This is a genomic window from Metapseudomonas otitidis (assembly GCF_900111835.1).
Taxonomy (GTDB): Bacteria; Pseudomonadota; Gammaproteobacteria; order Pseudomonadales; family Pseudomonadaceae; genus Metapseudomonas; species Metapseudomonas otitidis.
On the sequence record NZ_FOJP01000005.1, the window covers coordinates 68,465 to 93,166 of the forward strand.

Annotated in this window: 25 protein-coding genes; 10 read left to right on the forward strand and 15 right to left on the reverse strand. The window is 67.0% G+C overall.

All coding sequences use genetic code 11. The features are described from left to right. Positions 1-143 precede the first annotated feature (143 nt). From lon to cmoB, 5 genes are all read left to right on the forward strand, one after another. Positions 144-2,540, forward strand: coding sequence for an endopeptidase La (gene lon / locus BM198_RS07550; protein ID WP_074968971.1), 2,397 nt, complete (start codon positions 144-146; stop codon positions 2,538-2,540). Between the two features lie 76 nt (positions 2,541-2,616). Next, positions 2,617-3,009, forward strand: coding sequence for a protease inhibitor I42 family protein (locus BM198_RS07555; protein ID WP_394328340.1), 393 nt, complete (start codon positions 2,617-2,619; stop codon positions 3,007-3,009). A 94-nt stretch (positions 3,010-3,103) separates the two neighbouring features. Next, positions 3,104-3,757 carry a lysoplasmalogenase gene (locus tag BM198_RS07560; RefSeq protein ID WP_074968975.1) on the forward strand — a complete coding sequence of 218 codons (654 nt, stop codon included), beginning with the start codon at positions 3,104-3,106 and terminating at the stop codon, positions 3,755-3,757. 65 nt (positions 3,758-3,822) lie between these two features. Continuing rightward, positions 3,823-4,566: a carboxy-S-adenosyl-L-methionine synthase CmoA gene (gene cmoA, locus BM198_RS07565; RefSeq protein WP_074968977.1), complete on the forward strand. Its 744-nt coding sequence runs from the start codon at positions 3,823-3,825 to the stop codon at positions 4,564-4,566. Beyond that, on the forward strand, positions 4,563-5,531 hold the full coding sequence (gene cmoB / locus BM198_RS07570; protein ID WP_074968979.1) for a tRNA 5-methoxyuridine(34)/uridine 5-oxyacetic acid(34) synthase CmoB: 969 nt from the start codon (positions 4,563-4,565) through the stop codon (positions 5,529-5,531). Before cmoA ends, cmoB begins: the two co-directional genes overlap by 4 nt. 114 nt (positions 5,532-5,645) lie before the next feature. Here cmoB and pdxJ read toward each other — a convergent pair whose 3' ends face one another. The 11 genes from pdxJ to rpoE all read right to left on the reverse strand — a co-directional run bounded on the left by pdxJ (position 5,646) and on the right by rpoE (position 15,765). Beyond that, positions 5,646-6,395, reverse strand: a complete 750-nt coding sequence (gene pdxJ / locus BM198_RS07575) for a pyridoxine 5'-phosphate synthase (RefSeq protein ID WP_074968981.1) — start codon at positions 6,393-6,395, stop codon at positions 5,646-5,648. Then, positions 6,388-7,092: a DNA repair protein RecO gene (gene recO, locus BM198_RS07580; protein WP_074968983.1), complete on the reverse strand. Its 705-nt coding sequence runs from the start codon at positions 7,090-7,092 to the stop codon at positions 6,388-6,390. Before recO ends, pdxJ begins: the two co-directional genes overlap by 8 nt. A gap of 6 nt (positions 7,093-7,098) precedes the next feature. Further along, the gene (era, locus tag BM198_RS07585; protein ID WP_074968985.1) at positions 7,099-8,001 is read right to left on the reverse strand and encodes a GTPase Era; all 903 of its coding nucleotides are present in this window, start codon (positions 7,999-8,001) and stop codon (positions 7,099-7,101) included. After that, entirely contained in the window at positions 7,994-8,683 is a 690-nt protein-coding gene (gene rnc, locus BM198_RS07590; RefSeq protein ID WP_044407219.1) for a ribonuclease III, read from the reverse strand. Before rnc ends, era begins: the two co-directional genes overlap by 8 nt. Further along, entirely contained in the window at positions 8,680-9,057 is a 378-nt protein-coding gene (locus BM198_RS07595) for a DUF4845 domain-containing protein (protein ID WP_074968987.1), read from the reverse strand. The genes rnc and BM198_RS07595 overlap by 4 nt, the downstream gene beginning before the upstream one ends. A 108-nt stretch (positions 9,058-9,165) precedes the next feature. Further along, positions 9,166-10,020 carry a signal peptidase I gene (gene lepB / locus BM198_RS07600; protein ID WP_044407223.1) on the reverse strand — a complete coding sequence of 285 codons (855 nt, stop codon included), beginning with the start codon at positions 10,018-10,020 and terminating at the stop codon, positions 9,166-9,168. A 5-nt stretch (positions 10,021-10,025) separates the two neighbouring features. Continuing rightward, positions 10,026-11,825, reverse strand: coding sequence for a translation elongation factor 4 (gene lepA / locus BM198_RS07605; protein WP_044407226.1), 1,800 nt, complete (start codon positions 11,823-11,825; stop codon positions 10,026-10,028). Positions 11,826-11,976: 151 nt separating this feature from the next. Next, positions 11,977-13,401 (reverse strand): DegQ family serine endoprotease, encoded by a 1,425-nt coding sequence (locus BM198_RS07610; protein WP_074968990.1) that lies wholly within the window; start codon positions 13,399-13,401, stop codon positions 11,977-11,979. A 202-nt stretch (positions 13,402-13,603) separates the two neighbouring features. Further along, positions 13,604-14,560, reverse strand: coding sequence for a MucB/RseB C-terminal domain-containing protein (locus BM198_RS07615; RefSeq protein ID WP_074968992.1), 957 nt, complete (start codon positions 14,558-14,560; stop codon positions 13,604-13,606). Between the two features lie 9 nt (positions 14,561-14,569). Next, a complete protein-coding gene (locus tag BM198_RS07620; protein ID WP_044407232.1) occupies positions 14,570-15,151 on the reverse strand; it encodes an RseA family anti-sigma factor in 582 nt (193 codons plus the stop codon). Positions 15,152-15,183: 32 nt separating this feature from the next. Next, positions 15,184-15,765: an RNA polymerase sigma factor RpoE/AlgU gene (rpoE, locus tag BM198_RS07625; protein ID WP_044407234.1), complete on the reverse strand. Its 582-nt coding sequence runs from the start codon at positions 15,763-15,765 to the stop codon at positions 15,184-15,186. 374 nt (positions 15,766-16,139) lie between these two features. Here rpoE and nadB point away from each other — a divergent pair, with 374 nt between their 5' ends. Beyond that, the gene (gene nadB, locus BM198_RS07630) at positions 16,140-17,756 is read left to right on the forward strand and encodes an L-aspartate oxidase (RefSeq protein WP_074968994.1); all 1,617 of its coding nucleotides are present in this window, start codon (positions 16,140-16,142) and stop codon (positions 17,754-17,756) included. Here nadB and BM198_RS07635 read toward each other — a convergent pair. Both BM198_RS07635 and BM198_RS07640 read right to left on the reverse strand, forming a co-directional pair. Then, entirely contained in the window at positions 17,725-18,177 is a 453-nt protein-coding gene (locus BM198_RS07635; RefSeq protein ID WP_074968996.1) for a protein YgfX, read from the reverse strand. The genes nadB and BM198_RS07635 overlap by 32 nt on opposite strands. Continuing rightward, positions 18,161-18,415: an FAD assembly factor SdhE gene (locus BM198_RS07640; RefSeq protein WP_044407239.1), complete on the reverse strand. Its 255-nt coding sequence runs from the start codon at positions 18,413-18,415 to the stop codon at positions 18,161-18,163. The genes BM198_RS07635 and BM198_RS07640 overlap by 17 nt, the downstream gene beginning before the upstream one ends. A gap of 120 nt (positions 18,416-18,535) precedes the next feature. On the opposite strand from BM198_RS07640, the gene ygfZ reads away from it, so the two are divergent. From ygfZ to BM198_RS07655, 3 genes are all read left to right on the forward strand, one after another. Continuing rightward, positions 18,536-19,477: a CAF17-like 4Fe-4S cluster assembly/insertion protein YgfZ gene (gene ygfZ, locus BM198_RS07645; protein ID WP_074968999.1), complete on the forward strand. Its 942-nt coding sequence runs from the start codon at positions 18,536-18,538 to the stop codon at positions 19,475-19,477. A gap of 38 nt (positions 19,478-19,515) precedes the next feature. Next, positions 19,516-20,352 (forward strand): HDOD domain-containing protein, encoded by an 837-nt coding sequence (locus tag BM198_RS07650; RefSeq protein ID WP_044407245.1) that lies wholly within the window; start codon positions 19,516-19,518, stop codon positions 20,350-20,352. Between the two features lie 61 nt (positions 20,353-20,413). After that, positions 20,414-21,169, forward strand: coding sequence for a substrate-binding periplasmic protein (locus tag BM198_RS07655; RefSeq protein WP_074969001.1), 756 nt, complete (start codon positions 20,414-20,416; stop codon positions 21,167-21,169). Between the two features lie 11 nt (positions 21,170-21,180). Here the strand turns inward: BM198_RS07655 and BM198_RS07660 are convergent, their stop codons facing one another. Then, positions 21,181-22,566, reverse strand: coding sequence for a sensor histidine kinase (locus BM198_RS07660; protein WP_044407252.1), 1,386 nt, complete (start codon positions 22,564-22,566; stop codon positions 21,181-21,183). Then, positions 22,559-23,230, reverse strand: coding sequence for a response regulator (locus BM198_RS07665; RefSeq protein WP_044407382.1), 672 nt, complete (start codon positions 23,228-23,230; stop codon positions 22,559-22,561). The genes BM198_RS07660 and BM198_RS07665 overlap by 8 nt, the downstream gene beginning before the upstream one ends. A 200-nt stretch (positions 23,231-23,430) precedes the next feature. Between BM198_RS07665 and BM198_RS07670 the strand changes: the two genes are divergently transcribed. Continuing rightward, positions 23,431-24,696: an OprD family porin gene (locus BM198_RS07670; RefSeq protein WP_074969003.1), complete on the forward strand. Its 1,266-nt coding sequence runs from the start codon at positions 23,431-23,433 to the stop codon at positions 24,694-24,696. Positions 24,697-24,702 lie beyond the last annotated feature (6 nt).

The window sequence follows — 24,702 nt, forward strand, 5'->3', positions numbered from 1 at the left end:
TGCGCATTTTAAACAAGCGGCGCTCGCCTGCCCAGCACCACCGGGCAGGCCCCGCTTCGACGTGTCGGTTGAAAAGCCCCCGGAGCCGCCCCATCTAGCCTGCATGCCCCACCCCAAGCCCATTCGTTTCCATCAGGTGCCCAATGAGCGATCAGGAGATCCACGCCACTCTCGTCGATGACACCAGTGCCACCAGTACGGGCCTGGCGCTGCCCGGCCAGACGCTGCCGGACACCGTATACGTCATCCCCATCCACAACCGCCCGTTCTTCCCGGCGCAGGTGCTGCCGGTGATCGTCGAGGAGGAGCCCTGGGCAGAAACCCTGGAGCTGGTGGCCAAGACCAACCACCACAGCCTGGCGCTGTTCTTCGTCGACAGCCCGCCGGGTGACCCGCGCCATTTCGACCCCAGCACCCTGCCCGAGCACGGCACCCTGGTGCGGGTGCACCACGCCACCCGCGAGGGCGGCAAGCTGCAGTTCGTGGCCCAGGGCCTGTCGCGGGTGCGCATCCGTGGCTGGCTCAAGCGCCACCGTCCGCCCTACCTGGTGGAGGTGGACTACCCGCGCCCGCAATCCGACCCGCGCGACGAGGTGAAGGCCTACGGCATGGCGCTGATCAACGCCATCAAGGAGCTGCTGCCACTCAACCCGCTGTACAGCGAGGAGCTGAAGAACTACCTGAACCGCTTCAGCCCCAACGACCCGTCGCCGCTCACCGACTTCGCCGCCGCCCTCACCACCGCACCGGCCACCGACCTGCAGGAGGTGCTGGACACCATCCCCGTGCTCAAGCGCATGGAGAAGGTGCTGCCGATGCTGCGCAAGGAAGTCGAGGTGGCCCGCCTGCAGAGCGAGCTGTCGGCGGAGGTGAACCGCAAGATCGGCAAGCACCAGCGGGAGTTCTTCCTCAAGGAGCAGCTGAAGCTGATCCAGCAGGAGCTGGGCATCACCAAGGATGACCGCAGCGCCGACGCCGAGCAGTTCCGCCAGCGCCTGGAGGGCAAGACCCTGCCGGAGCAGGCGAAGAAGCGCATCGACGAGGAGCTGAACAAGCTGTCGATCCTGGAGACCGGCTCCCCCGAGTACGCGGTGACCCGCAACTACCTGGACTGGGCCACGGCCCTGCCCTGGGGCGTTTACGGCAAGGACCGGCTGGACCTCAAGCACGCACGCCAGGTGCTGGACCGCCACCATGCGGGCCTCGACGACATCAAGAACCGCATCCTCGAATTCCTCGCCGTCGGCGCCTTCAAGGGCGAGATCGCCGGCTCCATCGTGCTGCTGGTGGGCCCGCCCGGCGTCGGCAAGACCAGCATCGGCAAGTCCATCGCCGAGTCCCTGGGCCGCCCCTTCTACCGCTTCAGCGTCGGCGGCATGCGTGACGAAGCCGAGATCAAGGGCCACCGCCGCACCTACATCGGCGCCCTGCCCGGCAAGCTGGTGCAGGCGCTGAAGGAAGTGGAGGTGATGAACCCGGTGATCATGCTCGACGAGATCGACAAGCTCGGTGCCAGCTACCAGGGCGACCCCGCTTCGGCCCTGCTGGAGACCCTCGACCCGGAGCAGAACGTCGAGTTCCTCGACCATTACCTGGACCTGCGCCTGGACCTGTCCAAGGTGCTGTTCGTGTGCACCGCCAACACCCTGGATTCGATCCCGGGCCCGCTGCTGGACCGCATGGAGGTGATCCGCCTGTCCGGCTACATCACCGAGGAAAAACACGCCATCGCCAAGCGCCACCTGTGGCCGCGCCTGCTGGAGCGCACCGGGGTGCCGAAGCAGCGCCTGGCCATCACCGACGCTGCGCTCACTGCGGTGATCGAGGGGTACGCGCGGGAATCCGGCGTCCGCCAGCTGGAGAAGCAGCTGGGCAAGATCATCCGCAAATCGGTGGTGCGCCTGCTGGAGGAGCCCGAGGCGAAGATCCGCGTCGGCAACAAGGACCTGGAGCCGCTGCTGGGCACGCCGCCCTTCCGCAAGGAACAGGTTCTGGCGGGCAAGGGCGTGATCACCGGGCTGGCCTGGACCAGCATGGGTGGCGCCACCCTGCCCATCGAAGCCACCCGCATCCACACCCTCAACCGGGGCTTCAAGCTCACCGGTCAGTTGGGTGACGTGATGAAGGAGTCGGCCGAGATCGCCTACAGCTATGTGAGCTCGCACCTCAAGCAGTTCGGCGGCGACCCGACCTTCTTCGACCAGGCCTTCGTGCACCTTCACGTACCGGAAGGCGCCACGCCCAAGGATGGCCCCAGCGCCGGCATCACCATGGCCAGCGCCCTGCTGTCCCTGGCCCGCGACCAGGCGCCGAAGAAGGGCGTGGCCATGACCGGGGAGCTGACGCTCACCGGCCAGGTGCTGCCGATCGGCGGGGTGCGCGAGAAGGTCATCGCCGCGCGCCGGCAGAAGCTCCACGAGCTGATCCTCCCTGAGGCCAACCGGGGTGCCTACGAGGAACTGCCGGACTACCTGCGCGAGGGCATGACGGTGCACTTCGCCAAGCGCTTCTCGGATGTCGCCAAGGTGCTCTTCGGCTGAACCCGCGGTGCCTACCCAGGGGCCGGAGCAGCGGATATGCTGCACCGGCCCTTGAACGATGGAGCCGTCCATGCGCCTGAATCCCCTCCCCCGCCTGCTGCTGCCCGGTGCCCTCGCCCTGCTGGCCGGCTGCGCCCACGAGTCGACCACCCTGCTGGTGCAGGAACAGGACCGCTGCCCCCTGGAGCTGGACAAGGGCCAGACCCTGGTGCTGACCCTGCCGAGCAACCCCACCACCGGCTTCCGCTGGGTGGTGAAGGACGCCGCGCCCGGCGTGCTGCGCAGCCTCGGCCCGGAGGTCTACAACGCCCCCGAGGACGCCGGCCTGGTCGGCGGCGCCGGGGAATCCACCTGGCGCTTCAGCGCCGCCCAGCCGGGCGACGGCCGCCTGCTGCTGGTCTACCATCGCCCCTGGGAAACCGACGTCGCCCCGGAGCAGACCTTCGACTGCCCCGTCCACGTGGAGTGACGGCGCAATCGGCGAGCCGCCCTGGCGCACAACGCCTGGCGGCCCGACCGGATGCTGAAGCAAAGTGCGCCCTCCCCCTCGATGGAGCGGCCCCATGCCTGCCCTGCTGATCGGCCTGACCGGCGCCTGCGCCTTCCTCATCGGCCGTGCACTCGACCTGCCCTGGCTGTGCTTCGCCAGCAAGCCGCTGCCGGTCATCGCCCTGATGCTCTGGCTGCGGGGTGCACCGGCCGGCGCCTACCGCAACCGCGTCGCCCTCGGCCTGGCGCTGTGCCTGCTGGGGGATGTGCTGCTGCAATGGCCCGGCGACCTGTTCGTCCCCGGCCTGGCGGCGTTCCTGCTGGGCCACCTGTGCTACATCGCCGCCTACCTGAGCGACAGCCGCCGCCTGGCGCCACTCGCCCTCACGGCCTGCCTGGTCTATGGCGGCGCCATGTTCGCCCTGCTCGGCAGCGGCGGCCTGGGGCCCCTGGCGCTGCCCGTGGCGCTCTACGCCCTGACCATCAGCACCATGCTCTGGCGCGCCCTGGCCCGCATCGGCGAGACCGGGATAGCACGCGGGTCGGTGCTGGCAGCCGTGGCCGGGGCATTGTGCTTCGTGGTCTCGGACAGCCTGCTGGGCATCGCGCGCTTCGTCGGCAGTTTCCCCGGTGACGGCTACGCCATCATCCTCAGCTACTGGCTCGGCCAGTGGGGCATCATCGCCTCGGCGCGGTTGAAGGCGGGCACGGCCTGCAACCCGACGTAGCGGCATTTGGGGCGGCGGGCAGTCTTGGCTAGAATGCCGCCCTTTCCAACTGCTGGTACCGGCCCGTGAAGCAACAACCCGACCGCATCTACGCCACGCCCCAGGCCCAGGTGGCCGACTTCGCCTTCAACGAGGACGTGGTCCGGGTCTTCCCGGACATGATCAAGCGCTCGGTGCCGGGCTACCCCACCATCGTCGAGAACATCGGCGTGCTGGCCGCGCATTTCGCCCAGCCCAACACCCCGCTCTACGACCTGGGCAGCTCCCTCGGCGCCGTGACCCAGGCCCTGCGCCGCCACGTGAAGACCGAAGGCTGCCGGGTGATCGCGGTGGACAACTCCAGCGCCATGGTGGCGCGCTGCCGGGAGTACCTGCACGCCCAGGACGCGATGTTCCAGGAGCTGCTGCCGGTGGAGGTGCTGGAAGCGGACATCCTCGCCCTGGAGTTCCAGCCCACCGGCCTGGTGGCGCTGAACTTCACCCTGCAATTCGTCCCCCGCGAGCGCCGCGAGGAACTGCTGGGGCGCATCCGCCAGGCCCTGTTGCCGGGTGGGGCGCTGATCCTCTCGGAGAAGCTGCGCTTCGAGGACGCCGAGGCCCACGCGCTGCTCACCGACCTGCACGTCGCCTTCAAGCGCGCCAATGGCTACAGCGAGCTGGAAATCGCCCAGAAGCGCAGCGCCCTGGAGAACGTCATGCACCCGGACAGCCTGGAGGAGCACCGCGAGCGTCTGCTCGCCGCCGGCTTCTCCAAGGTGGTGCCCTGGTTCCAGTGCCTCAACTTCGCCTCGTTGATCGCCCTGCCATGATCCGCACCCTCGACCTCGACAGCCTGCAACAGCAACTGGCCGGCACCCGCTTGCAGGACTGGGCCGCCGACCTGCCGGCGCAACTGGACGCCAAGCTGGCCGTCGGCCACGGCGACCTGGAGCGCTGGGGGGCGGCCGTCAACGCCCTCCCCGCGCTGCAACCGCAGCAGGTGGAACTGGCCCAGCGCTTCCTGCTGGACGGCCCCTGCGACGAGGCCACCCGGGCCCAACTGAAAGCGGCCTTGCAAGGGCTGATTCCCTGGCGCAAGGGGCCGTTCGAGCTGTTCGGCGTGCACGTCGACACCGAGTGGCGCTCGGACTGGAAATGGGCGCGCGTCTCGCCCCACCTGGACCTCGTCGGCAAGCGGGTGCTGGATGTGGGCTGCGGCAACGGCTACTACCAGTGGCGCATGCTCGGCGCCGGCGCCGACTGCGTGGTGGGCGTGGACCCGAACTGGCTGTTCTTCTGCCAGTTCCTCGCCATGAAGCGCTTCCTGCCCGACCTCCCCGCCTGGCACCTGCCCCTGGCCCTGGAGGAGCTGCCGGCGAAGCTGGAAGGCTTCGATACGGTGTTCTCCATGGGCGTGCTGTACCACCGGCGCTCGCCCATCGATCACCTGTACGACCTGAAGGACTGCCTGGTGCGCGGCGGCGAACTGGTGCTGGAAACCCTGGTGGTGGAAGGCGATGCCCAGCAGGTGCTGGTGCCCGAGGACCGCTACGCGCAGATGCGCAACGTGTGGTTCCTGCCGTCGGTGCCGGCGCTGGAGCTGTGGCTGCGCCGCGCCGGCTACGTGGACGTGCGTTGCGTGGACGTGAGCGTCACCAGCGTGGAGGAACAGCGCAGCACGGAGTGGATGCGCTTCCAGTCGCTGCCCGAGTTCCTCGACCCGGCCGACCACAGCCGCACCGTCGAAGGCCTACCCGCCCCCGCTCGCGCGGTGCTCGTCGCCCGCAAGCCCTGAACCGCAACCCGGCTTCAGCCCGGGAACGCCCGCCACAAACGAACCGGCCTACCCGTGCACCACGGGTAGGCCGGCGTTTCATCAGGGGTCAGCGGGTGGTGACCCTGGCCTGCGTCAGACGCGCGACGCCTGCGCCCCCTGGATCAGCTGCTTCATCTCCACCACCGCCTGCTTGAAGCCGACGAACAGCGCGTGGGCCACCAGGGCGTGGCCGATGTTCAGCTCGTTGATGCCGGGAATCGCCGCCACCGGCTCGACGTTGTGGTAGTGCAGACCATGACCGGCATTGACCACCAGGCCGAGCTTGAGGCCCAGGGCGACGCCCTCGCGGATGCGCTGCAGCTCCTGCTCGGCTTCCTCCGGGGTGTGGGCATCGGCGTAACGGCCGGTGTGCAGCTCGATGGCCGGCGCACCGACGCGGTGGGCGGCCTGGATCTGCTGCGGGTCGGCGTCGATGAACAGCGAAACCTCACTGCCGAGCTTGGCCAGGCGCTCGACGGCGGCCTGGATGCGCGCCTCCTGGCCGGCCACGTCGAGGCCGCCTTCGGTGGTCAGCTCCTGGCGGGTTTCCGGTACCAGGCAGATGTGCTCGGGGCGGATTTCCTCGGCGAAGGCCATCATCGGCTCGGTGACGCCCATCTCGAAGTTCATGCGGGTCTGCAGGACCTCCTTGAGCACGCGCACGTCGCGCTCCTGGATGTGCCGGCGGTCTTCGCGCAGGTGCACGGTGATGCCGTCGGCGCCAGCCTCCTCGGCGTCCAGGGCGGCCTTGACCGGGTCGGGATAACGGGTCCCTCGGGCCTGGCGCAGGGTGGCAACGTGGTCGATGTTCACGCCGAGCAGTACACGGTTGGCTTCAGTCACGGGCAGGTTCCTTGATCGTCATGAAGAGTTCGCGGCTGGCCAGTGGCCGGCCACCGAGGTGAGGGGCCAGGGCCTGGCGCATCAGCCGCTTGGCCGCGGCCAGGGCTCCCGGTGCCGACCAGTCGGCCTCGGCCAGGGCCAGCAGCTCGGCGCCCTGGAAGAGGCCGGGCTGCAGGTGGCCGACCGGCTCCAGGCCGGCGTCCGGCAACAGGCGGTAGATGCCGTCGACGGCGATGGGCGCGCCGTGCAGGTCGATGTCCAGGGCGAAACCGTAGCCCAGCTCGTCCAGCAGCCGCCACTCGAAGGCGCGCAGCAGCGGCTCCAGCGGGCGGTTGGCGGCAAGGGCCTGGAGGGTCACGGCGTAATGCTGGAACAGGTCGGGGTGAGGCGCTTCCGCCGGCAGCAGGCGCACCAGCAGTTCATTGAGGTAGAGCCCGCTGAACAGGGCTTCGCCGGTGAGGAAATGCGCGATACCCGCGCCTTCGAGCCGGCCGATGTTCTTCAGATCGCTGCGGCCGCGCAGTTCCACTTCGAGGGGGACGAAAGGCCGGGCCAGGGTGCCGGCCTTGCCACGGGCACCGCGCAACACTGCGCGCAGGCGCCCATCGGGGGTGAACAGGTCCACCAGCGCACTGCTTTCGCGGTAGGCCCGGCTGTGCAGGACAAAGGCCGGTACCGCCTGCGCGGGTGTCTGCATGGCGGGTCAGAGGTCGTTGTAGCCCAGGGAGCGCAGGGCCCGCTCGTCGTCGGACCAGCCGCCCTTCACCTTGACCCAGAGGTTGAGCATGACCTTGGAGTCGAACATGACCTCCATGTCCTTGCGCGCGTCCTGGCCAATGCGCTTGATGCGCTCGCCACCGTCGCCAATGATGATTTTCTTCTGCCCGTCGCGCTCGACGAGGATCAGCGCATGGATGTGCAACGTGCGCCCATCGTGCTTGAACTCCTCGATCTCGACGGTGATCTGGTAGGGCAGCTCGGCACCCAGCTGGCGCATGATCTTCTCCCGCACCAGTTCGGCGGCGAGGAAGCGGCTGCTGCGGTCGGTGATCTGGTCTTCCGGGAAGAAGTGCTCGTTTTCCGGGAGGTTGTCAGCCACCAGGCGCTCCAGCGCATCGAGGTTGTGACCGTGCTGGGCGGAGATCGGCACGATCTCGGCCTTGGGCAGTTGCTCCTGCAGCCAGTTCAGGTGCGGCAGCAGCTCGGACTTCTCTTCCAGGCGGTCGGTCTTGTTCACGGCGATGATCACCGGGCCCTGCACGTACTGGACGCGCTCGAGCACCATCTGGTCCTCGTCGGTCCAGCGGGTGCGGTCCACCACGAACACCACCACGTCGACGTCCTTGAGGGCAGCGGCGGCGGATTTGTTCATGTAGCGGTTGAGCGCTTTCTCGTTGTTCTTGTGCAGGCCGGGGGTGTCGACGTAGACCGCCTGCACCGCGCCTTCGGTCTTGATGCCGAGCATGGTGTGGCGGGTGGTCTGGGGCTTGCGGGAGGTGATCGCCAGCTTCTGCCCGAGGATGTGGTTGAGCAGAGTGGACTTGCCCACGTTGGGGCGTCCGACGATGGCCACGTAGCCGCAGCGGGAGGTTTCGAGATCAGTCATGGCCATTCTCCACGCCCAGGGCAACCAGGGCGGCGGCCGCAGCCACCTGCTCGGCGATGCGCCGGCTGGCCCCTTGGCCACGGGTCTTGTCGTTCAGCAGGGTGATGTCGCACTCGACGAAAAAGGTGCGGCAGTGCGGTTCACCCTGGATATCCACCACTTCGTAGCGGGGCAGTTCGCAGGCCCGGGACTGCAGGAATTCCTGCAGGCGGGTCTTGGGGTCCTTGTTGGTGTCCACCAGGGTCAGGCTTTCCAGCTCGTTCTCCAGCCAGGCCAGGACCCGTTCACGGGCCCTGTCCATGCCCGCGTCGAGGTAGATGGCACCAATCAGCGCCTCCAGGGCATCCGCCAGGATCGATTCGCGGCGGAAGCCACCACTCTTCAGTTCCCCGGAACCCAGGCGCAGGTATTCGCCCAGTTCGAAACCCCGTGCCAGCAGGGCCAGGGTCTCGCCCTTCACCAGCCGCGCGCGCAGCCGTGAGAGCTGACCCTCACGGGCTTGGGGAAAGCGCTCGTAGAGGGCCTCGCCCGCGACGAAGTTGAGCACGGCGTCCCCCAGGAACTCCAGGCGCTCATTGTTGCGCCCTGCGTAGCTGCGGTGGGTGAGGGCCAGGGTCATCAGACCCTGGTCGTTGAAGGTATGGCCGAGCTGGCGCTCGAGACGGCTGAGGGATGCGCTCACGGGACTCTTACACGGAATTCTTTGTCGAAATGGACCACCAGGTCGAGGTTCTCGATCAGCGGCTCGCGCTTCTCGTACTTCAGGGTGGCGTAGAAGTCGTTGTTTTCAACCTTCACGTCCAGCGCCTTGTCCAGGTCGATGTCGCGGATGCTGTTGACCTGCATACCCTTGCGCACATAGTCCCTGAAGTCAGCCGGAGTGCTGATGCCCTGCCCCTTTTCGTTCTCCACGGACGTGATCAGCTTTTCCAGCGCGTAGTAGTCCATGTAGTGGGGAATGATCTTGAAGGCGGTGCTGGCGAGGAAGGCGACGATGGCCAGGACCACCATCCAACCCAGGAGCGAAAGGCCGCGCTGCGAGCGTGCGAACGTCATGTTGACCTCAGTGTCGGTTGTTGTTCGGGCCGGCCGGCCCGTCGCAAGACTATATATAGCGGGCGGCGCCGTCGTGAACAGCGCCGCAAAAGCGAAATCCCGGGTCGGTCAGTGGATCAGGCCGACGCGGGAGAAGTTCGGCAGGCTGCGCAGCTTCGGGTCCGGCCAGCTCATCCACACGGCAAAGGCCTTGCCGACGATGTTGCGGTCCGGAACCATGCCCAGCAGGTCGCGGGGGATGTTCGGGTCGTTCCAGTAGCGGCTGTCGTTCGAGTTGTCGCGGTTGTCGCCCATCATGAAGTAGTGCCCCTCCGGGACCACCCACTCCTTGCCGGGCTCCATGAGGTTGCGGCGCATTTCCTTGCGGATCATGTGCTCGACCTCGCCCAGCTTCTCCTGGTACAGACGCGCGCTACCCAGGGTGCCGGGCTCGTCACCCACCAGCGTCTCGGCCACCAGCTGACCGTTGACGGTGAGGCGCTTGTCATTGCTGTAGGCGATGCGATCACCCGGCAGGCCGATGACGCGCTTGATGTAGTTGACGTTCGGGTCGCTGGGGTAGCGGAACACCATCACATCGCCGCGTTGCGGGTCACCCACTTCGATCACCTTGGTGTCCAGCACCGGCAGGCGGATGCCGTAGGCGAACTTGTTCACCAGGATGAAATCGCCCACTTCCAGCGTCGGCTTCATCGAGCCGGACGGGATCTGGAACGGCTCCACCAGGAACGAACGCAGCACCAGCACGATGGCCAGCACCGGGAAGAAGGACTTGCCGTACTCGACCAGCAGGGGCTCCTTGCCGAGCTTTTCCAGCACTGCCGGATCGGGCTCGCCGACCTGCCCCTGGTAGGTGGCGATCGCAGTGCGCCGGCGAGGCGCCAGCAGGACCAGATCGAGGAGCGCGAGCACGCCGCAGACCGCCACGGCGATAACCAACAAGAGCGGGAAATTGATCGACATAGACCCTAGCTATCCACTTTGAGAACAGCGAGGAAGGCTTCCTGCGGGATTTCCACGCTGCCTACCTGCTTCATCCGTTTCTTACCGGCCTTCTGCTTCTCCAGCAGCTTCTTCTTACGGCTGACGTCACCGCCGTAGCACTTGGCCAGAACGTTCTTCCTGAGTGCCTTGACGGTGGTCCGCGCCACGATCTGGCCGCCGATGGCGGCCTGGATGGCGACGTCGAACATCTGCCGAGGAATCAGGTCCTTCATCTTCTCGGTCAACGCACGGCCCTTGTAGTGGGCCTGCTCGCGGTGAACGATCAGTGCCAGCGCATCGACCTTCTCGCCGTTGATCAGCACGTCCAGGCGGACGAGGTTGGCGGGCTCGAAGCGGTCGAAGCTGTAGTCCAGCGAGGCGTAGCCACGGCTCACCGACTTCAGGCGGTCGAAGAAGTCCAGCACCACCTCGTTCATCGGCAGGTCGTAGCAGACCTGAACCTGGGAGCTGAGGAACTGCATGTCGCGCTGTACGCCACGCTTCTCGATGCACAGGGTGATGACGTTGCCGAGGTGCTCCTGGGGCACCAGGATGTTGGCGCGCACGATGGGCTCACGCATCTCCTGAATGGACGCCAGGTCCGGCAGCTTGGACGGGTTATCGACGTAGACGGTCTCGCCGCTCTTCAGGACGATCTCGAAGACCACGGTCGGGGCGGTGGTGATCAGGTCCAGGTCGTATTCGCGCTCCAGGCGCTCCTGGATGATCTCCATGTGCAGCATGCCGAGGAAGCCGATGCGGAAGCCGAAGCCCAGGGCCTCGGAGCTTTCCGGCTCGTACTGCAGCGCGGCGTCGTTCAGGGTGAGCTTCTGCAGAGCCTCGCGGAAGTCCTCGAAGTCATCGGAGCTGACCGGGAACAGGCCGGCATAGACCTGCGGCTTGATGCGCTGGAAGCCGGGCAGCACGTCCACGTCCGGGGTATTGGACAGGGTCAGGGTGTCACCCACCGGCGCGCCGTGGATGTCCTTGATGCCGGCGATGATGAAGCCCACTTCGCCGGCCTTGAGGTCTGCGGTCTCGGTGTGCTTGGGGGTGAAGACGCCGACACTGTCCACCTGGTGGACCTTGCCGGTGGACTTCACCAGGATCTTGTCGCCCTTCTTCACCCGGCCGTGCTTGACCCGCACCAGCGAGACCACGCCCAGGTAGTTGTCGAACCAGGAGTCGATGATCAGCGCCTGCAGCGGCGCCTCGATCTCGCCTTCGGGCGGCGGGATCACCTTGACCAGCTGCTCCAGCACCTCGATCACGCCCATGCCGCTCTTGGCGCTGCAGGGCACGGCGTCCGTGGCGTCGATGCCGATGATGTGCTCGATCTCGTCCTTGACCCGCTCCGGCTCGGCCTGGGGCAGGTCCATCTTGTTCAGCACGGGCATCACTTCCAGGCCCTGCTCGATGGCGGTGTAGCAGTTGGCCACGGACTGGGCCTCGACGCCCTGCCCCGCGTCCACCACCAGCAGCGCGCCTTCGCAGGCAGCCAGGGAGCGGCTCACCTCGTAGGTGAAGTCCACGTGACCGGGGGTATCGATGAAGTTCAGCTGGTAGGTCCGGCCGTCCTGCGCCTTGTAGTGCAGGGTGACGCTGTGGGCCTTGATGGTGATGCCGCGCTCACGCTCCAGGTCCATGGAGTCGAGCACCTGGGCCTCCATTTCGCGATCGGAAAGGCCACCACAGAGCTGGATGAAGCGATCCGCCAGGGTCGACTTGCCATGGTCGATGTGGGCGATGATGGAAAAGTTGCGGATATGACTCAGGTCACTCACGGGATCGACACTCGAAAAAAGCCGCAAGCCGGTTGCTTGCCGAAAAATAGCCGGGGAGTTTACCTGATCGCCATCATGGGCGTCACGCACGACCGACGGGCCCCGCCCATGAAAAAGGGCGACCTGGGCCGCCCTTTTTCAGTGCATCGGATCACTCCGACAATTTGAAGGTGATGAAGCTCGCGCGCCCCTGGCGCAGCACGCGCATGGATACCGAACGGTTCTTCGGCAGTTCCTTGGCGATCTTGGCGAAGGTCTGCACCGAATCGATGGCTTGGTTGTTCAGGTGGGTGATCACGTCGCCCGGGCGCAAGCCCATCAGCGCAGCCGGTCCATCCTGGATCTCGCGGATGACCACGCCACCCTTGATGTCCAGCGCCTTCTGCTGCTCCTCGGAGAGGCCGGCCACCAGCACGCCCAGACGGTTGCTGCTGCGCTCTGCACCCGAGGACTCGCCGGCACCGGCCAGCTCCTCACCGTCCTCCGGCAGCGCACCGATGCTCAGGGACAGGTTCTTGCGATTGCCATCGCGAACGATGCCCAGGTCGATCTTGGTACCCGGCTTCAGCCCGCCCACCAGGTGCGGCAGGTCGGCGGACATGACGATGGGCTGGCCGTTCATGCTGAGGATGACGTCACCCACTTGCAGGCCGCCCTTGGCAGCGGGGCCGTTCTCCAGCACCTGGGCCACCAGCGCACCGGCCGGCTTGTCGAGACCGAAGGATTCGGCGAGGTCCTTGTTGACCTCCTGGATCACCACGCCCAGCCAGCCGCGGTTGACCTTGCCGTTGGCCTTGAGCTGATCGGCCACGCTCATCGCCACGTCGATCGGGATGGCAAAGGAAAGGCCCATGAAGCCGCCGGAGCGAGTGAAGATCTGCGAGTTGATGCCGACCACTTCACCGTCCAGGTTGAACAGCGGGCCACCGGAGTTACCCGGGTTGATCGCCACGTCGGTCTGGATGAACGGTACGTAGCTCTCGTTGGGCAGGCTGCGGCCCTTGGCGCTGACGATACCGGCGGTCACCGAGTGATCGAAGCCGAACGGCGAACCGATGGCCAGCACCCAGCTACCCACCTTCAGCGCGTCGGACTTGCCGAGCTTGACGATGGGCAGGTCCTTGCCTTCCACCTTCAGCAGGGCCACGTCAGTGCGGGCATCGGCGCCAATGAGCTTGGCTTCCAGTTCGCTGCGGTCGGACAGGCGCACGATGATCTCGTCGGCGTCCGCCACCACATGGTTGTTGGTCAGGATGTAGCCGTCCTTGGAGATGATGAAACCGGAACCCAGGGACTGCGCTTCGCGCTGGCGACCGCCCTGGCCACGGGGCGCCTGGGGCATGCTGCGCTCGAAGAACTCCCGCAGCATCGGCGGCAGGCCCTCCAGGTCAGGCATCTGGTTGGCGACAGCGCGCTCGGGCAGCTTCTGTCGCGTACTGATGTTGACCACGGCGGGGGACGCCTGCTCCACCAGCGGGGTGAAGTCAGGCAGTTCGGCACGCGCCACGAGGGTTTGTCCGAGCAGCAGCAGCGCCGCCACGGCGGACATGCAGGATTTCATGCTTAGCATCGACATACAGCTCCCGTCATTACACGAGGAATTTGAACCCACCGAGCGCCCAGGGGCGGGGCAGGCAAACGCAAATCGGGCCGGAAGCGAGGCCTCCAGCCCGATAGAACATTGCACAACTTGGGACACGAATCGATGGCAGATTGCCACCGATTGCTGACCTCCGTTCGAGCAGGAGGCCCAGCGCTGTCGCCCGTGCGCCCCTCAATTACTGGGGCGCCGGACTGCCAGCGGTACCCGCCGAACGCATAGACAACGCGACGCGCTCTGCAGTTCCCACAGGAATTTCACCTACGACGGTGACCATCACATCCCCATCTGCCGTGCTCAGTCGACGGGATACCGCCACAGTAGGCCCGAGCTCGTAGGGCACGATGTCCTCCACCCGCGCGCCGTGCAGCGGCTCGAGGAAGACCGAGAAGCGCGCCAGGCCATCGCCATAGAGCAGGCAGGCCACGGTATCGGATGACGCCGGGCTGCGGCGCTGGGTCGAACTGGAGAGACTGAAGCCTGGCGGCAACCAATCGGAGCGCCAGCCACTGGCCTGCTCCGCCGGTGCCTCGGAGAAGCTCACCGACTGGCAATCGGCCCCCGGCTGAAGTTCGGCATCGTCCGGACGGACCGTTTCGAGCTGGGTGAACTGGAAGCGCTCCAGCAGCCCCCCCTTGTCATTGAGCATCAGCGACTTGAGCGGCAGGCCGGTCTCGCGATCCAGATGAAGCTCGAAGCCATAGCGGTGCTGGTCACGCGGCACCAGACTCAAGACCACGGCAGGACGCCCGGCAACACGGGATTCACCCACCACGCTGATCTCGTAGGACTTGGCGATCTGCGCCGCATCCAGGTCGCGCGCGGGCCACAGCTGGCCACCCATCTGGTCGGCAAGGGCGCCACTGACACACTGCGTCCTGCCGTCCACCCGCACGACCTCCTGGGCCGGGCCATCGAGCTGCTGCAGGCGCTCACGTACCTGGCCGGCATCAACCCGATGCCAGACCTGGTGAGTGGAAAAACTGCCGCTGCGTTCGTAGACGAATGTTCCCTGGAAATTCTGCTGCTGCTCGGCCTGGGCAATACGCTTCAGCCAATCCTGGGGTTCGGCGGCGTGGGCGGCCTGAGCCAGCCATCCGCCGCCGAGCAGCAAGAAGAGTGGTAGTGCGCGCATGGATACTGCTCAGCGGCTCTCCAGACTGGCAGCGCGTGCATAGGGCAGCGCGCTCTCGGAGCCGCTCATGGCGGCCTGTTGGGCGTGCTGGCGCAGGTAGGCCGGCAGGCGCTGGTCATGCCAGCCCGACGGCGCAGCCGAACCTTGCGGCAGTACACGCGGGGACTCGACGCTGTAACCCGCCAGTACCGCATCCTTGTTGGCCTGGGGCGCAGTGATCAGGGGCTGCACGCCACCTTGCTGGGCCAGTTGGCGGGCGCCCACCTCGTCCTGGTTGTACAGGCGCACACCGGCCAGCACAGCGACAGTCACCGATGCAGCGACTGCCAGGCGACCCAGGGTCCGCCAGGGACCCTTGGTAGCGGCAGCCGGCGCAGCCTCTTCCGCCAGCGCTGCGGATACCGCCGCCGCAATGTCGAGACGGGGCTCGAGCAGCTCCTTGTGCATCACGGCACGGGCTATCTGGTAGCGCGACCACGTGGCACGGATCTCCTCATCACCGCTGGAGGCGAGCACTCGGCGCAACTCCAGTTCATCCGCTTCGTTATCCATCACCGCGGACAGCGATTCATGCAGGGCTTCACGACTCATGGCGATTCCTCTCTATTGCTGTCGCCGCTGTCTCAGGATTCCTGCAGCAAGGGCTGCAGGGCTTTATCGATCGCTTCTCGCGCCCTGAAAATACGCGAGCGAACCGTACCAACCGGACACTGCATGACGCTGGCGATGTCCTCGTAACTCAGACCATCGAATTCACGCAACGTCAGCGCCGTACGCAAATCCTCGGGCAACTGCTGGATGGTTCGATGGACCGTACCCTCGATCTCGTCCCGCAGCAGCGAGCGCTCGGGCGATTCGTTGTCCTTGAGGGCATGATCGCCATCGTAGAACTCCGCATCCTCCGCACTCACATCACTATCCGGAGGACGCCGACCACGCGCCACCAGATGGTTCTTCGCCGTGTTGATGGCGATGCGGTACAGCCAGGTATAGAAAGCACTGTCACCGCGGAAATTACCGAGCGCACGATACGCCTTGATGAAGGCTTCCTGAGCGACATCCTGGGCTTCCTGGGTGTCGTGCACGAACCGCACGATCAACCCGAGGATCTTGTGCTGATACTTCAGCACCAAGAGATCGAAAGCCCTCTTATCGCCTCGCTGCACCCGCTCGACCAGTTGCTGATCCTGTTCCTGGGTTAGCATGGATACTCCTCGTTGGAGCTCGAGGGGTACCGCGCCGCCCAGTGGACCGGCTTGCCAAGATAGACTCGGGCGTTACGCAAAAGTTCTCCCCTCCAAGCAAGCTTCCTGCAAGACCGTTTCCTTCTTGCACGGAATCACGCAGCAGGGTTCAACCGCTGCTGCGCGGATAATTTATTCGCCTGATTTGCCGCAGCCAGAGGAGCAGGAAGCCCCTCGCGGCACAACTCGCCAAGCACGTCACTTCATGTGCGACACACCTAAGAAAGCGGGGGGCAATGGAAAGTTCCCACGATTTATTCGGCGACCATGAACGCGCTATTGTGCCGACCACCCCCTCTATATACTAGGGGCCGCCTTCCCGCGGGATCCCCGACATGAGCCAACACTTCCAGCACGATGTACTGGTGATCGGCAGCGGCGCCGCCGGCCTCACCCTTGCGCTGACACTGCCCTCCCACCTGCGCATCGCCGTCCTCAGCAAGGGCGACCTGTCCCAGGGCTCGACCTTCTGGGCCCAGGGGGGCGTCGCTGCCGTCCTGGACGACACCGACACCGTCGATTCCCATGTCGAGGACACCCTCATCGCCGGGGCCGGGCTCTGCCGCGAGGATGCCGTCCGCTTCACCGTCGAGCACAGTCGCCAGGCCATCCAGTGGCTGATCGACCAGGGCGTGCCCTTCACCCGCGAGGACGAGAGCGCCCGCGAAGACGGCGGCTTCCAGTTCCACCTCACCCGCGAGGGCGGGCACAGCCACCGGCGCATCATCCATGCCGCCGACGCCACCGGTGCCGCCATCTTCAACACCCTGCTGGCGCGCGCCCGGCAATGCCCCAACATCGAACTGCTGGAGCAGCATGTCGCCGTCGACCTGATCACCGAACGCAAGCTCGGCCTGCCCGGCCAGCGCTGCCTCGGTGCCTACGTGCTGAACCGCAGCAGCGGCGAGGTCGACACCTACGGCGCGCGCTTCACCGTGCTCGCCTCCGGCGGCGCAGCCAAGGTCTACCTCTACACCAGCAACCCCGACGGTGCCTGCGGTGATGGCATCGCCATGGCCTGGCGGGCCGGCTGCCGGGTGGGCAACCTGGAGTTCAACCAGTTCCACCCCACCTGCCTCTACCACCCGCAGGCCAAGAGCTTCCTGATCACCGAAGCGGTGCGCGGCGAAGGCGGCCTGCTGCGCCTGCCCAGCGGCGAGCGCTTCATGCAGCGCTTCGACCAGCGTGCCGAACTGGCCCCGCGCGACATCGTCGCCCGCGCCATCGACCACGAGATGAAGCGCCTGGGCATCGACTGCGTCTACCTGGACATCAGCCACAAGCCCGCCGAGTTCGTGAAGAGCCACTTCCCCACGGTCTACGAGCGCTGCCTGGGCTTCGGCATCGACATCACCCGCCAGCCCATCCCCGTGGTACCCGCCGCCCATTACACCTGCGGCGGCGTGGTGGTGGACCGCCACGGCCACACCGATGTCCCCGGCCTCTACGCCATCGGCGAGACCAGCTTCACCGGCCTGCACGGCGCCAACCGCATGGCCAGCAACTCCCTGCTGGAGTGCTTCGTCTACGCCCGCTCCGCCGCCGAGGACATGCTCGGCCAGATGGAGCAGATACCCGTTCCCGAAAGCCTGCCCACCTGGGACGCCAGCCAGGTCACCGACTCGGACGAGGACGTGATCATCGCGCACAACTGGGACGAACTGCGGCGATTCATGTGGGACTACGTCGGCATCGTGCGCACCAACAAGCGCCTGCAGCGCGCCCAGCACCGGGTGCGCCTGCTGCTCAGCGAGATCGACGAGTTCTACTCCAACTACAAGGTCAGCCGTGACCTCATCGAGCTGCGCAACCTGGCCCAGGTAGCGGACCTGATCATCCGCTCGGCCATGCAGCGCAAGGAATCCCGGGGCCTGCACTACACCCTGGACTACCCCGACACCCTGCCCGAAGCCCACGACACTATTCTGGCGCCGCCCACCTTTGGCGACTGAAACGCAGCTGCACCCGCAGGCGCCGATGCCAATCGGCGTCCATCGCATCGGCCGGCACGCAGAGCCCCTGGGCCCAGGGGCGACCCGGCTGGCGATAGACCAGCAGCACCGCCAGGGGTAGCGCCAGGCTGTCCGGCGACAGTTGCACAGGCAGCCATTCGCCATCCCGGCGCAGCAACGCCAGCCCATCCGCAGACAGGCGCAACCCGAGGATCGCCGAAGGCGCCGTCAGCAGAATGCGCCGGGGCAGCAACCAGGCCGCATGGCCAGCGCACAGCAGCACACCGAGCAGGCGCACCCAGGCCGGACACTCGGCCGTCGCCAGCGCCACCAGGCACAGCACTAGAAGGAAGAGGTAGATCGCCAGCAGGCGCCGCGACGGGCGCCAGTGACATTCGAAGGGACTACTTGGGCTGGACACGGTCCAGGATCATTTTCACGATGCGCCGCAGGTCCGCATCTTCCGGCTCGCCGCGCTGCATGAACCAACCGAACATGTCCTGGTCCTCACATTCCAGCAGCTTGCGGTAACGGGCCTGGTCGGCCTCGTCGAGGTGCGGGTACGCCTCCTGCACGAAGGGGACCAGCAGCACATCCAGCTCCAGCATGCCGCGGCGGCTGTGCCAGAAGAGTCGGTTCAGTTCAGTTGCGTCGGCCATCGGGGTGCCTCCAGTAAACAGGCGCGCAGTATAACGGCACGGACGCCGGCCGGCACCCGCTGACAAGCCGCCGACCGGGCTCTATGATGACGCCCCGGACACCCTTTCCAGCGATATCCCATGGCTGAAACCGCATTCTTCTGCCCGCTCACCCACGAAGGCATCATCGCCGTCCGTGGCGTGGACGCCGCCAAGTTCCTCCAGGGCCAGGTCACCTGCAACCTCGCCTACCTCAACGACACCACCACCAGCCTCGGCGCCCGCTGCACCCCCAAGGGGCGCATGGTCTCCAGCTTCCGCATCCTGCCCGAAGGCGACGGCTACCTGCTCGCCCTCGACGCCCAGCTGCTGGACGTGCAACTCGCCGACCTGAAGAAATACGCCGTGTTCTCCAAGGCCACCCTGGCCGACGAGAGCGCCACCTGGGTGCGCTTCGGCCTGGCCCAAGGCGACGCCGTGCTGGCCGCACTGGGCCTTGACCTGCCAGCCGAAGCCGGCACCGTCGTACGCGCCGAGGGCCGCATCGCCCTGCGCCTCTCCGACGGCCGCGCCGAACTCTGGGCAGCGGCTGGCGAAGCCGACAGCCTGCGCGCCCACCTCGCCGCCCACCTGCCAGAGGCCCCGCTCGATGCCTGGCTGCTGGCCCAGGTGCGCGCCGGGGTCGGCCAGGTCTTCGCCGCCACCCGCGAGCTGTTCATCCCGCAGATGATCAACCTCCAGGCAGTCGGCGGCGTCAGCTTCAAGAAAGGGTGCTATACCGGGCAGGAGATCGTCGCCCGCATGCAGTACCTGGGCAAACTCAAGCGCCGCCTGCAGCGCCTGGCCCTGCCCGAAGGCGAACGCCCGGCCCCCGGCCTCGAACTCTGTTCCCCCGTTCACCAGAGCAGCGTCGGCGAAGTGGTGCTGGCCGCCCCGGCGGAACAGGGCTACGAACTCCTCGCCGTGCTCCAGGAAGACGCGGTCAACGACGGACGGATCCACCTGGGCGCCATCGACGGCCCCGTGCTGAACCTGCTCGACCTCCCCTACACGCTGGACGCCGACCGCGAGATCCAGCGCTGAGGGCCGGTCCAACCGCCTACAACGCCTAGAGAGCCCCCATGAGCAAGCTTGCCGAGAAAGTCCAGGAAGACCTGATCCGCGCCATCGACAACGATGAGCTGGTGCTGCCCACCCTGCCCGAAGTGGCGCTGAAGGTGCGCGAAGCCGCGGAAGACCCCGACGTGAGCATTCCCGCCCTGTCCAAGGTGATCGGCAACGACGCCGCCCTCACCGCCCGCATCATCAAGGTGGTGAACAGCCCGCTGCTGCGCACCAACAAGGAAATCACCGACCTGCAGATGGCCATCAGCCGCCTCGGCATCAACTACACCTGCAACCTCGCCACGGGCCTGGCCATGGAACAGATGTTCCAGGCCACCTCCGACGTGGTCGACCGCAAGATGCGCGAAGTCTGGAACAAGAGCACCGAGATCGCCGGCATCTGCCACGTCCTCTGCCGCCACTACACCCGCCTCGCGCCGGACCAGGCCACCCTCGCCGGCCTGGTGCACCAGATCGGCGTGCTGCCGATCCTCACCTACGCCGAAGAACACTACGAACTGCTGGCCGACTCCATCAGCCTCAACCACGTGATCGAGCGCATCCACCCGATCATCGGCGACCGCATCCTCAAGGCCTGGGAATTCCCCGCCCCGATCGCGCAGATCCCCAGCCAGTACCTGGATTTCACCCGCAACTCCCCCAAGGTCGACTACGTGGACATCGTCCAGGTCGCCACCCTGCAGAGCTACCTGGGCAGCGAGCACCCCTACACCCAGCTCGACTGGAGCCAGGTCCCCGCCTTCGCCAAGCTCGGCCTCGACCCGCAGGTCGACATGCAGGCCGACGAGGACCTCTCCGCCGCCATGGAAGCGGCCATGAGCATGCTGCAGTGATCTAACGGGCGCGCCATCCCTGTCTAGACTCCCTGCATACATGGAGTACCGGACCCGACGGATGCGCGCCCTCTTCCTTCTCTTCGCCCTCGCCTTCGGCAGCCTCGCCGCCGCTGAAGACGTGCGCCTCACCAACGGTGAATGGGCGCCCTACCTCGGCGCCACGCTGCCGCACCAGGGCGTGGCCTCGCGCATCGTCGCCGAAGCCTTCGCCCTGGAGGGCGTCACCGTCCACTGGGAGTTCTACCCCTGGGCCCGCGCCCTGCGCCTGGCCGAGAAAGGCGAGCGCCACGGCACCGCCATCTGGCTGCGCACGGCCGACCGCGAGCGGGATTTCTACGTCAGTGATCCGGTGATCGAGAGCGGCTACGTGCTGTTCCACCGCAAGGACACCGCCCTCGACTGGCAGAGCGTGGAGGACCTCCGGCAGCACCGCCTGGGCGCCACCATCGGCTACGACTACGGCGAGGCCTTCCAGCGTGCCGAGCAGGACGGCCGCCTGCGCGTGCAGCGCCTGGCCGCCGAGGAACAGGGCCTGCGCATGCTCCTGGCCGGCCGCATCGACGTGTTCCCCATGGACAAGGTGGTCGGCATCGCCAACCTGCAGCAAGGCTTCAGCCGCGAGGAACGCAGCCGCCTCACCTTCCACCCCCGGCCCCTGCGCAGCGACACCATGCACCTGCTGCTGTCCCGCTCGGTGCCCGGCAACGAACAGCTCATGGCGCGCTTCAACCAGGGCCTGGCGCAACTGCGCGAAAGCGGCAAGGTCGCCCGCTACCTGCTCGAAGCCGAACAGCCGCTGAGCGCCCTGCACTGATGGCAGGCCGTTCAGGCCGGCGGAAAGCTCACCCGCACCCGCAACCCACCCGCGCCGCCGTCGTGCAGGCTGATCTCGGCCATGTGCGCCCGGCAGATCTCGCCGACGATGGCCAGGCCCAGCCCGGCCCCGCTGGCCTGGGCCGTACGCCGGTAGAAACGCTCGAACACCCGCTCGCGCTCTTCCGGCGGAATGCCGCTGCCCTCGTCCTCCACCTCCAGCACCGCCGGCGCCATCACCCGCAGGGTCACGCTGGCGCCCTTGGGCGTATGGGCCAGGGCGTTGTCCACCAGGTTGCTGAGCAGCTCGTTGAGCAGCGTCGGCTCGCCCATCACCCAGGCGCTGTCCTCGGCCTCCAGCGCCAGGGCGATGCCCCGCGCGTGAGCCAGGGGCGCCAGGGCCATCCCCAGCTCACGGGCCAGGGCACCCAGCTCGATGCGCTCGGCACCGCCCTCGGCAATCGCCCGCGCCCCGCTCTCGATGCGGGCCAGGGAGAGCAACTGGTTGGCCAGGTGGGTCAGCCGGTCGGTGTTCGCCGCGCTTTCCTCCAGGGTCCGGCGCCAGGCGGCCGGGTCCTGCTCGCGCAGGCCCAGCTCGATCCGCGCCTTCAGGGCCGCCAGGGGCGTGCGCAACTCGTGGGAGGCGTCAGCGATGAAGTCCGCCTGGCGCTGGAACAGCCCGCGCAGGCGCTCGGTGAACCGGTTGAGCGCATCCACCAGCGGCTTGAGCTCGCTCTGCACCACCACCACCGGCAACGGGCGCATGTCGTCCGGCTGGCGCTCCTCCACCGCCGAACGCAGCTGGTTGAGCGGGCGCATCGCCGCACTCACCGCCAGCCACACCAGCCCCAACGCCGCCAGGGACATCAGCGCCAGGCGCCACAGCGTATCCACCAGCAGCCCCCGGGCCAGGCGCTCGCGGGCCTCCTCGGTCTCCGCCACGCGGATTTCCGCCATGCCGTTGATGCTCGCCTCGCTCACCGGGCGCAGCAGGCTCACCACCCGCACGTCCACCCCGCCGTAGTTGGCGTCGTAGAAGCGCGCCAGGGCCGGGTAGTCATCGGTGCGCGGTGTGCCCGGCGGCGGGCCGGGCAGGTTCTCGTAGCCGGAGACCAGCTTCCCCTCGATGTCGGTCACCTGGTAGAAGATCCGCCCCGCGCTGTCGTAGGCGAAGGTGTCCAGCGCCACATAGGGCACATCGGCCTTGAGCCGGCCGTCGGCCTCGTAGAGCCCGGCGGAAATGGCCCGGGCCGACGCCAGCAGGGTGCGGTCATAGGCGGTGTCCGCCGCCTGGCGGGCATTGAAGTAGGCACTCAGGCTGCCGAGCACCAGCAGCACCGCCAGCAGCAGCGCCAGCCGCCGCAGCAGCCGCCCGCGCAGGCTTCCCGACTCACGCATCCTGGTGCTCCAGCAGGTAGCCCAGGCCGCGGAAGGTGACGATGCGCGCCGTGCTGCCCTCCAGCTTCTTGCGCAGGCGGTGGATGTAGATCTCGATGGCGTCCGGACTGGCCTCCTCGTCCAGGCCGAACACCTGGGCGGCCAACTGGTCCTTGCTCATCACCCGGCCGGGGCGCGCGATCAGCACCTCCAGCACCGCCTGCTCCCGCGAGGTCAGGGTCAGCGGCTGGCCGTCCAGGCTGAAGCGCCGGGTGCCCAGGTCATAGAGCAGCGGCCCACAGCGCTGCTGCTGCTCGCCGCCCAGCACCGTGCGCCGCAACAGCGCCTTCACCCGTGCTTCCAGCTCCGACAGCTCGAAGGGCTTGGCCAGGTAATCGTCGGCCCCCAGGTTCAGGCCCAGCACCCGGTCCTTCACCTCGCCCCGCGCGGTGAGCATCAGCACCGGCAGCGTCTTGCCCCGCCCACGCAGGCGCGACAGCACCTCGAAGCCATCCAGGCGCGGCAGCCCCACATCCAGCACCGCCAGGGCGTACTCCTCGCTGGACAGCGCCAGGTCCGCCGCCACGCCATCGTGCAGCACGTCCACCGTCCAGCCCGCCGCGCGCAGCGCCTGGGCCACGCTATCGGCCAATTGCAGATGGTCTTCGACGAGCAGGATTCGCACGGTGGAGTCCTCCAGGCTGTAGGAAACGGCCCGCAGTGTAACGGCCAACCACCGGCAAAAAACCGGCCTGCCGAATTCTTTCACGCTGAAAGCCTGGCGAAAGCTTCGCCCCCTAGGATCGCCACAGGGTGGACAAAACCACCCATCAATAGCCGGCCCTGGTTGAGCCGGCTTTACAAGAACAACAACGGAGACCACCGATGCACACTGCCTCCCGGCAGGCGTTGCCGCCTGCACGCATCGTCAGCCTGGCCATCGCCGGCTGCACCCTCGCCCCGTTCGCCCAGGCTGACTTCATCAAGGACAGCTCGGCCACCCTCGAAGCCCGCAACATCTACCTGAACCGCGACTTCCGCGAAGGCACCGGCCAGTCCAAGCGCGACGAATGGGCCCAGGGTTTCATCCTCAACATCGAATCCGGCTTCACCGAAGGCACCGTCGGCTTCGGCGTGGACGCCCTCGGCATGGTCGGCGTCAAGCTCGACTCCGGCAAAGGCCGCAGCGGCACCGACCTGCTGCCGGTGCAGGACGACGGCGGCACCCCGGACACCTACGGCAAGCTGGGCCTGACCGGCAAGGTGCGCTTCTCCAGGAGTGAACTGCGCATCGGCAGCCACATTCCCGAGCTGCCGGTGGTCAAGGCCAGCGACAGCCGCATCCTGCCCCAGGTGTTCGAAGGCGGCCTGCTCACCTCCAAGGAGATCGAAGGCCTCACCTTCACCGGCGGCCGCCTGCGCGAAGTGAAGGACCGCGCCTCCACCCACTCCGAAGACCTGGCCCTGAACAACAAGAACCGGCGATTCGCCAGTGGCGCCAGCGGCGACCACTACGACCTGGCCGGCGCCGACTACGTGTTCAGCAAGCAGCTCACCGGGCGCTACTACTTCGCCGAGCTGGACGACGTCTACCGCCAGCACTTCTTCGGCCTGCTCGCCACCCAGCCCCTGGGCAGCGGTACCCTCAGCGCCGACCTGCGCTACGCCATCAGCGCCGACACCGGCCGCGCCGCAGCCGGCAAGGTGGACAACCGCGCGCTCAACGGCATGGTCAGCTACGGCCAGGGCGCCCACAAGGTCGGCCTCGGCTACCAGCGCATGAGCGGCGACACCGGCTACGCCTACATCGACGGCAGCGACCCGTTCCTGGTCAACTTCGTGCAGATCAACGACTTCGCCAACGCCGACCAGCGCTCCTGGCAGGCCCGCTACGACCTGGACTTCGCCAGCCTCGGCGTCCCCGGCCTGAGCTTCATGACCCGCTACATCACCAGCGACAACGCCCAGGTCACCGGAAGCGACCAGGAAGGCCGCGAATGGGAACGCGACGTGGAGTTCAAGTACGTCGTCCAGAGCGGCGCCCTCAAGGACCTCACCTTCCGCGCCCGCCACGCCGGCTTCCGCTCCAACTTCGCCCGGGATGCCGACGAACTGCGCCTGATCGTCAGCTACGCCCTCGCCATCTGGTGATCCACA

Coding starts and splice junctions, on each gene's coding strand:
- BM198_RS07595 (WP_074968987.1), bottom strand. CDS start 9,057: ATGACGTTCGCACGCTCGCAGCGCGGCCTTTCGCTCCTGGGTTGGATG.
- era (WP_074968985.1), bottom strand. CDS start 8,001: ATGACTGATCTCGAAACCTCCCGCTGCGGCTACGTGGCCATCGTCGGA.
- lepB (WP_044407223.1), bottom strand. CDS start 10,020: ATGTCGATCAATTTCCCGCTCTTGTTGGTTATCGCCGTGGCGGTCTGC.
- BM198_RS07615 (WP_074968992.1), bottom strand. CDS start 14,560: ATGCGCGCACTACCACTCTTCTTGCTGCTCGGCGGCGGATGGCTGGCT.
- BM198_RS07620 (WP_044407232.1), bottom strand. CDS start 15,151: ATGAGTCGTGAAGCCCTGCATGAATCGCTGTCCGCGGTGATGGATAAC.
- cmoB (WP_074968979.1), top strand. CDS start 4,563: ATGATCCGCACCCTCGACCTCGACAGCCTGCAACAGCAACTGGCCGGC.
- BM198_RS07670 (WP_074969003.1), top strand. CDS start 23,431: ATGCACACTGCCTCCCGGCAGGCGTTGCCGCCTGCACGCATCGTCAGC.
- BM198_RS07640 (WP_044407239.1), bottom strand. CDS start 18,415: ATGGCCGACGCAACTGAACTGAACCGACTCTTCTGGCACAGCCGCCGC.
- rpoE (WP_044407234.1), bottom strand. CDS start 15,765: ATGCTAACCCAGGAACAGGATCAGCAACTGGTCGAGCGGGTGCAGCGA.
- lon (WP_074968971.1), top strand. CDS start 144: ATGAGCGATCAGGAGATCCACGCCACTCTCGTCGATGACACCAGTGCC.
- ygfZ (WP_074968999.1), top strand. CDS start 18,536: ATGGCTGAAACCGCATTCTTCTGCCCGCTCACCCACGAAGGCATCATC.
- nadB (WP_074968994.1), top strand. CDS start 16,140: ATGAGCCAACACTTCCAGCACGATGTACTGGTGATCGGCAGCGGCGCC.
- BM198_RS07560 (WP_074968975.1), top strand. CDS start 3,104: ATGCCTGCCCTGCTGATCGGCCTGACCGGCGCCTGCGCCTTCCTCATC.
- recO (WP_074968983.1), bottom strand. CDS start 7,092: ATGCAGACACCCGCGCAGGCGGTACCGGCCTTTGTCCTGCACAGCCGG.
- BM198_RS07660 (WP_044407252.1), bottom strand. CDS start 22,566: ATGCGTGAGTCGGGAAGCCTGCGCGGGCGGCTGCTGCGGCGGCTGGCG.
- BM198_RS07610 (WP_074968990.1), bottom strand. CDS start 13,401: ATGTCGATGCTAAGCATGAAATCCTGCATGTCCGCCGTGGCGGCGCTG.
- BM198_RS07650 (WP_044407245.1), top strand. CDS start 19,516: ATGAGCAAGCTTGCCGAGAAAGTCCAGGAAGACCTGATCCGCGCCATC.
- BM198_RS07655 (WP_074969001.1), top strand. CDS start 20,414: ATGCGCGCCCTCTTCCTTCTCTTCGCCCTCGCCTTCGGCAGCCTCGCC.